Genomic DNA, 7,336 nt, shown 5'->3' with positions numbered 1-7,336 from the left:
GAGGCACCGAGTGGTGGGGCAAAGACCTTTTGGTTACTTTTGGGGCGTTTGCCAAAAGTGACCCGCTGTAAGAGCGGAACCCTAAGTGGCCGTTACCGAAGAAACGGATATGTACCCAAAACCAAACCCAACCTTAAGGATTCCGAACACTCAAAAGACTCATCAACCCCGCCAACGGAAAATCCCCCTCCAACTCCGCCAAACTCGCCGTACTCATAGCCTGCGGCTGCCGAAAATGCCCATGCTGCAAATAACTGATCAGCCCCCCCACAAACGGCTGATGACTAACCAACAACACATCATCGTCATTATCGAGATGCTTGAGCACCTCCAGCGGATTACTCTCGGGCGTCAACCAAGGCACAGTGCGGATCTCAGGCTCAAACCCCAACGCCTCCCGCACCAACTGCGCCGTCTGCTGCGCCCGCACATACGGACTGGCAATGATCGCCCGAATCGGCTGCCCGATCAGATGCCCCGCACTGCGCAAAACCTCATCGCGCCCATGGGCCGTCAAATTACGCTCGGCATCCGTACGCGCATGCCCCTCGGCCTCACCGTGACGCAACACCCACACCTTCATAGCTTGGGTTCCTCATCACGCGCCGGATGCGGTGCAGGCGGCACACTGTGGGCAGCCTCACCTTCCGGTGCACGGGGCGTCGGCCAATCTGCAAACGGCCAAGGCTTCTGATCACTGTGAAAACTGCCAAACCGCCCAATCTGCGCCAAAAACTGACTCAGGCTGTCACCAAAATTCATCAGCCCCAGGTTCGGCGCCCCATACACCAGGCGATAAACCAGTTGCACCACCACCAGCGCGCCCAGCAGAAACTGCGCCACTTGCCACACCAGGGCAAACACCAGCATCCACAGCACACGCAGGCCAATGGATTCGTACTTGGGAGCTGCTTTCGGATCGTTCATGACGCGTTCCTCAGTTGAAACCACTGGTGGAAATAAAGTCGACATCGGTCTTCGGCTCGGCGCGCATCAGCAACTCGATGACCTGGTTCAAGGTGCGCCCTTCAAACAGGATCGCGTGCAACCCGGCAACCAGCGGCATATACACCCCGACCTCCTGAGACTTGGCCTTCAGCACCTTCAGGGTGTTGACGCCTTCCGCCACTTCGCCCAAACGCGTCACGGCGTCTTCCAGGCTCAAGCCCTGGCCAAGGGCAAAACCGACCTGATAGTTGCGACTTTTCGGTGACGAGCAGGTGACGATCAGGTCGCCCACACCCGCCAGGCCAAGGAAGGTCATCGGGTTGGCGCCCTGATTGACCGCAAACCGGGTCATCTCGGCCAGGGCGCGAGTGATCAGCATGCTCTTGGTGTTTTCACCCATGCCCAGCGCAACCGCCATGCCGGCGATGATCGCGTAGACGTTCTTCAACGCCCCGCCCAGCTCGACGCCGAAACGGTCGGCACTGGCGTACACGCGGAAGGTGCGACCGTGCAGCACCTCCTGCACCCGCTCGCAGAGTTCTTCGTCTTCACTGGCGATCACCGTGGCAGTCAGCGCGTGCTCAGCCACTTCCCGCGCCAGGTTCGGCCCGGACAACACGCCAATCCGCGCTTCGGGGGCGATTTCTTCAAGGATCTCGCTCATCAACTTGAAGGTGTGCGCCTCAATGCCCTTGGTCAGGCTCACCAGCAGCTTGCCCGCCAGCCGCTCGGCATGGGGTGCAAGCACCGAACGCAAAGCGCTGGAGGGCAGCGCGACGAAGCACAGGTCGCACTCGTCCAGCGTCGCCTGTAAATCAGTCACCGGCTCCACGGCCGGCAGAATCTTGATGCCTTTAAGGTAACGGGGGTTTTCCCGGTTGACCCGAATGGCTTCGGCTTGCTCGGGGTCACGCATCCATTGACGCACCCGGTGACCATTTTCAGCCAGCAGATTAGCCACGGCGGTACCAAAACTTCCGCCTCCCAGGACCGCAATAGGGCGCTGTTCAGTCATATGCAATCCGTTAATCCATAGCAGTGGCGATGGCCGCATTATACGGAGCGACCCGCCTGCGGCCAGCCCCCGCGTCAATTCAAACGCTTGTCGGAAAATGCGACATTTGTGCGAAGTAATTACAGGGCCGACGACTGGCAAAAGGCCCCACCTCAGTTAACATGGGCGGCTATCCGTAATTATCAAGGCCGTGCCGTGTATTTGGGCCCTCCTCCTCGCTCATCCCTTCTGCTGACGTTGTTGTGCATGCCGTGGTGCAGTGTGCCGGTGCTGGCTGACGACCTGTTCCTCGACAGCCAGCCGCTGCCGCAGGTGCTGACCGCCACCCGGCTCAAGCAATCGGCCGCCGCCGTGCCCGGCAGCATGACGGTGATCGACAGCGAGCTGATCAAGGCCAGCGGTGCGCGGGATATCCCCGAACTGCTGCGGCTGGTGCCCGGGATGATGGTCGGCTACACCACCGGCAACCAGGCCGCCGTGAATTACCACGGCACCCAGGCGGGCGATGCGCGGCGCATGCAGGTGTTGATCGATGGGCGCTCGGTGTACCGCGCGGGCCTGGCCACGGTGGACTGGAGCGATATTCCGGTAGCCCTGGAAGACATCGACCGCATCGAGGTCTTCCGCGGCCCCAATACCGTCAGCTACGGCGCCAACGCGCTGATGGCCGTCGTCAACATCCTCACCCGCTCGCCGGCCAACAGCCATGGCACGCGGATGAAACTCACCCAGGGCGGCCGAGGGATCAACGACTGGTACGCCAGCCAGGGCATGGGCTGGGACACCGGCGATTTGCGCCTGTCACTGTCCGGTCAACAGGACGATGGCTTTGACAGCGACCGCGTGGGCGCTGACCGCCGCGACGGGCGCCGCCTGAACCGCTTCAGCCTGGCCGTGAGCCAGACCCTGAATGCGCAACAAAGCATCGACTGGCAACTGGACGCCAAGGAAGGCACCAACCAGCGCCCTTACACCTACCAACCGGTGTTCGACGGGATTACCGAAGGCGGTAACAATTCCGACGTCAGCGCCAAGGACTATGCCGGTTCCCTGCGCTGGAACTTCGACTTCAACCCCGATCACAGCCTGTATATCCAGGGTTCGGCCCAGCAGTGGGATCGCCGGCAGATCTGGCGCGCGTGCGATGCCAAGGTCTCGTTCAGCCCGGAACTGACGCAGCTGTGGCAGCTCAACCCCAACTATGCCGAGCGACTGGCCCGGCACATGAACAACTTCAACCCAGGCAACCTTCCACCCGGCAGCGCCGCCGAGCAGGCACTGGCCCGCCAGGTGCTCCAGCAATGGGGGGACGGCGGCAAGGATCCGGTCTGCGGCAACATCGACCAAAGCACCAAGGAAAGCCGCTACGACCTGGAGCTGCAAGACACCCTCAGCCTGTCCGACAGCCTGCGCCTGGTCAGCGGCATGAACTACCGCTACGACCGCGCCGACTCCGACACCTACTTCAACGGCACCCTGGACGACACCACCTGGCGCCTGTTCGGCCACCTGGAATGGCGGGCCAGCGAACACTGGCTGCTGCAGGGCGGCGCAATGTACGAAGACACCCACCTGAGCGGCAACTCGCTGACGCCACGGGTGGCCGTCAACTACCTGATCAACCCGCGCCACGGCCTGCGCGCGGTGTACTCCGAAGCCATTCGCTCCCCGGACATGTTCGAGAACAACGTCAACTGGAGCTACCGCGTCACCAACCTCAGCTCGCCGGCCTACGGCCAGAACTCCGGCCAATACTTCGTGGTGACCCGCGGCCCGGGCAACCTCGACAAAGAGCTGATGCGCTCCCGGGAGCTGGGCTACAACGGCTTTTTTGCCGACATCGGGCTGAACGTCGACGTGAAGCTGTTCTACGACGAAATCAGCGAAATGGTCAGCGAGCCGCTGCGCAACAACCAGTACATCGCCAGCAACTCGAACAGCTCGCGCTTTACCGGCACCGAAACCCAGCTCGACTGGCACATGAGCACCGCCGACCGGCTGCGCGTCACCTATGCTTATGTGGATGCCAGCGCCACCAACCCCCTGGACAGGCAGCAGACCGCGCGCAACAGCGGCTCGGCCGGCTGGATGCGGGAATGGGGCCATGGCTGGTCCAGCGCGGTGTTCTACTATGGCGACGATGCGCTCAACCAGTATCGCTTCGAACGGGTCGACCTGCGGGTGGCCAAGCGCATTGCCTTGGGCAAAGCCAACGTGGAGCTGGCCGGCATGTTGCAACAACGCCTCGACAATCAGCCCACCACCTGGCCCGACAACAACTATGACCAACGCCACGTGCTCTACTTCAGTGCGGAGTTAGAGTTCTAGTGGACAGCGACTCGTCACGGATGACCCTGCCCTTTACCGCCCGGCTCTGGCGGTGCTGTGTGTTGCTTGGGGTTTTACTGTTCGGCGCACCGACATGGGCAGCGGATATCCTGCTGACCGCCGACGAAGACGGCCCGGGCGTACAAACATTCGTCCAGGCCCTGGCCCTGCAGCGTCCCGAAGACAGCGTGAAGTTCACCCCGCTCAAGGACCTGCCCGCCCCCGCAAACTTGCCGACCAGCACCCGCCTGATCCTGCTGGACCTGCCCAGCCTTGACTGGCGCCTGCAAGACGCCCAGGGCCCACCGACCCTGGTGCTGCGCATCAGCCGCCTGCAAGCGCGCCAGCGCCTGGGTGCCACGTTGCCTGCGAAGATCAGCCTGCTGTGGAGCGACCCACCGCTGGACCGACAACTGCGCCTGATCACCGGCATCCTGCCTCAGGCCCGGCGCATCGGCGTGCTCTATGGCATCGACAGCGAGTTCCTGCTGCGCGAGCTGCGCCAGTACGCCGCGCCCATGGGCCTGGAGATCGTGCCCCAGCTTTGGGAAAACATTAATGACAGTCGCCCGCTGCAAAGCCTGTTCAAGAACAGCGACGTCTTGCTGGGGCTGGATGATCCCCAGCTGTACAACCCGAAAACCGCGAAAAACCTGCTGCTCAGCAGCTACGCCAGGCAATTGCCACTGGTCGGGCCCAACGCCGGGTTCGTCAAGGCCGGCAGCCTGGCCAGCACCTACAGCGATCAGACCGACTGGCTGGATGTGCTCGACCGCCTGCTGGATCATGCGCCGGCCAGTTGGCCGCGCGCGCTGTACCCGGAACGTTTCAAAGTCGTAGGCAACCCGCAGGTTGCGCGCTCACTGGGGATCGAACAGGTGGACGAAACCAACGTCGCCGCCCGCCTGGCCGAAGGAGAAAAACGCCCATGACATTTCGTCGCCGTTGGGACATCAACACCCGGACCCAGCTCATTACCCTGGGCCCGGCACTCCTGCTGACGCTGCTGTTGATCAGCTTCTTCACCTTCGTGCGGATCCAGGACCTGCGCCAGGAACTGGACCACACCGGCCAGTTGATCGCCAACCAACTGGCGCCGGCCACCGAATACGGGGTGATTTCCGGCAACAACGACGTGCTTGAAAGCCTGTTGCGGGCCACCCTGGCCACGCCGCACGTGCGCTTCCTGGAGATTCAGGACAGCGCAGAAAATATCCTGGTGTATGTCGAGCAACCGTCGGAGAAGCACGATCGCTCGCTGTCGGTGAAAGTCTTCCAGGCGCCGATTCGCCTGCAACATATCCAGCTGGGCAATGACTTCTTCCAGGACAGTACTGCCGAGCCCAAGGCCCCGCGCGCGGACTACCTGGGGCGAGTGATTGTCGGCATGTCCAACGATGCGTTCAGCCAGCGCCAGCAGGAAATCCTGTTCAAGGCCGGGATTCTCGCGCTGTTCGCCCTGCTGTTTACCTTCCTGCTGGCCCGGCGCCTGGCGGCCAGCCTGTCGCAACCGATCAGCGCCATGGGCAATGCGGTCAAGGCGATCCAGCAGGGCGATTACCAGACGCCGCTGCCCATCGTGGATGACTCGGAGCTGGGCGACCTGTCGCGCCACATCAATAACCTCGCCGATGGCTTGAACCAGGCCAGTCGTGAACAGCACCAGGCCATGGCCCAGTTGATCCAGACCCGCGAAGAAGCCGAGCGGGCGAACAATGCCAAGTCGGACTTCCTGGCAATGATGAGCCATGAATTGCGCACGCCGATGAACGGGGTGCTGGGCATGCTGCAACTGCTGGAAACCACCGACATGACCGAGGAACAGACCGAATACGCGGCGCTGGCCTCGGAGTCCACCGAACACCTGCTGAAGGTGATCAACGACATCCTCGACTTCTCGCGCATCGAGCGCGCGGCCCTGGAGCTTGAGCACATTCCGTTCGACCTGGTGGAGCTGATCAGCAGTTGCGCCCAGGCCTTCCAGCACGCCGCCCAACAACGCGGGCTGGCGCTCGAAGTGCCGATCCCCCAGGGCCTGGGCTCGCTGCAGGTACAGGGCGACCCGACCCGCATCCGGCAGATTTTAGTGAACCTGATCGGCAATGCCCTGAAGTTCACCGAGCAGGGCACCGTCACCGTCGAACCCCACTGGCAGACCCTGGACCATGAATTGCTGTGGTTCACCTGCACCGTGCGCGATAGCGGGATTGGCATTTCCGCCGAGCGCCTGGAACTGATGTTCGATGCGTTCCAGCAAGCCGACAGTTCCATTTCAAGACGTTACGGCGGCACCGGACTGGGACTGCCTATCGCACGCACCCTGGCCGAACGCATGGGCGGCACCCTGCGCGCCCAGAGCGAAGAAGGCCACGGCTCGGTGTTCACCCTGGAAATCCCGCTGGCGATCTACCAGCAGAGCTTGCCGGTGCTCGCGCCGAATACCGAAGGCAATGCCCGTGCGGGCGAAGGGCGCAACGTGTTGCTGGTGGAAGACAACCCGGTCAATCGCACGGTGGTCGAAGCCATGCTGCGCAGCCTGGGGTTCGAGGTGAGCATCGCCACCGACGGCGCCGAAGCGATTCGCAGCGCCGAAAGCCTGATTTTTACCGCAATCCTGATGGACTGCCGACTGCCGGGCATCGATGGCTACGAGGCTACCCGGCAGATTCGCCAGTTGCCCGGTTGCGCCGAGCTGCCAATCATTGCCCTCACGGCCAATGCCTTGCAGGGCGATCGCGAAGCCTGCCTGGCAGCTGGAATGAACGATTACCTGGCAAAGCCGTTCAAACGCACGGATTTGCAGCAAATCCTGCAGAGATGGGTGCAGTAACACGGTGCCATCAGCCAACTGCGACTGGCGTGAAAGACGAAAGTGCGGCAGTCTTAGGCACCCGAACGGGCCCGTAAACCGGCCCGGTTTATAATTTCAGTGCACAAGTGTACATTCATGACCTTGACGCTGTGACTTTCACTACAACGCAATAGTCTATGTGTAGGCTGCCGATATGAGGCATGAACGCTTCAGTCGGCCGGGAAGATTTGCCC

At 62.1% G+C, this 7,336-nt stretch carries 6 protein-coding genes; 3 read left to right on the top strand and 3 right to left on the bottom strand.

Annotated features, from left to right (window positions below):
- Positions 1-133 precede the first annotated feature (133 nt).
- Genes sixA through HX818_RS05655 form a run of 3 tightly spaced genes read right to left on the bottom strand, consistent with a single transcriptional unit; the run spans position 134 to position 1,963 of the window.
- Positions 134-583 carry a phosphohistidine phosphatase SixA gene (gene sixA, locus HX818_RS05665; protein ID WP_087694448.1) on the bottom strand — a complete coding sequence of 150 codons (450 nt, stop codon included), beginning with the start codon at positions 581-583 and terminating at the stop codon, positions 134-136.
- Positions 580-927, bottom strand: a complete 348-nt coding sequence (locus HX818_RS05660) for a DUF4389 domain-containing protein (RefSeq protein ID WP_003210547.1) — start codon at positions 925-927, stop codon at positions 580-582. The genes sixA and HX818_RS05660 overlap by 4 nt, the downstream gene beginning before the upstream one ends.
- A 10-nt stretch (positions 928-937) precedes the next feature.
- Complete coding sequence (locus tag HX818_RS05655) at positions 938-1,963, bottom strand: NAD(P)H-dependent glycerol-3-phosphate dehydrogenase (protein WP_003210548.1); 1,026 nt, start codon at positions 1,961-1,963, stop codon at positions 938-940.
- 195 nt (positions 1,964-2,158) lie between these two features.
- Between HX818_RS05655 and HX818_RS05650 the strand changes: the two genes are divergently transcribed.
- The 3 genes from HX818_RS05650 to HX818_RS05640 are packed head-to-tail and all read left to right on the top strand — an operon-like array spanning position 2,159 to position 7,121.
- On the top strand, positions 2,159-4,291 hold the full coding sequence (locus HX818_RS05650) for a TonB-dependent siderophore receptor (RefSeq protein WP_085984626.1): 2,133 nt from the start codon (positions 2,159-2,161) through the stop codon (positions 4,289-4,291).
- A 20-nt stretch (positions 4,292-4,311) separates the two neighbouring features.
- A complete protein-coding gene (locus HX818_RS05645; RefSeq protein ID WP_177019616.1) occupies positions 4,312-5,223 on the top strand; it encodes an ABC transporter substrate-binding protein in 912 nt (303 codons plus the stop codon).
- Complete coding sequence (locus tag HX818_RS05640) at positions 5,220-7,121, top strand: ATP-binding protein (protein ID WP_177019615.1); 1,902 nt, start codon at positions 5,220-5,222, stop codon at positions 7,119-7,121. Before HX818_RS05645 ends, HX818_RS05640 begins: the two co-directional genes overlap by 4 nt.
- The last annotated feature ends 215 nt before the right edge of the window (positions 7,122-7,336 follow it).

The sequence above is a fragment of the Pseudomonas sp. F9001 genome (assembly GCF_013385435.1).
In the GTDB taxonomy this organism is placed as follows: domain Bacteria; phylum Pseudomonadota; class Gammaproteobacteria; order Pseudomonadales; family Pseudomonadaceae; genus Aquipseudomonas.
The sequence above is the reverse complement of the archived record's forward strand: the minus strand, read 5'-3'. Positions and strand labels throughout refer to the sequence as shown.

Coding starts and splice junctions, on each gene's coding strand:
- sixA (WP_087694448.1), bottom strand. CDS start 583: ATGAAGGTGTGGGTGTTGCGTCACGGTGAGGCCGAGGGGCATGCGCGT.
- HX818_RS05660 (WP_003210547.1), bottom strand. CDS start 927: ATGAACGATCCGAAAGCAGCTCCCAAGTACGAATCCATTGGCCTGCGT.
- HX818_RS05655 (WP_003210548.1), bottom strand. CDS start 1,963: ATGACTGAACAGCGCCCTATTGCGGTCCTGGGAGGCGGAAGTTTTGGT.
- HX818_RS05645 (WP_177019616.1), top strand. CDS start 4,312: ATGACCCTGCCCTTTACCGCCCGGCTCTGGCGGTGCTGTGTGTTGCTT.
- HX818_RS05640 (WP_177019615.1), top strand. CDS start 5,220: ATGACATTTCGTCGCCGTTGGGACATCAACACCCGGACCCAGCTCATT.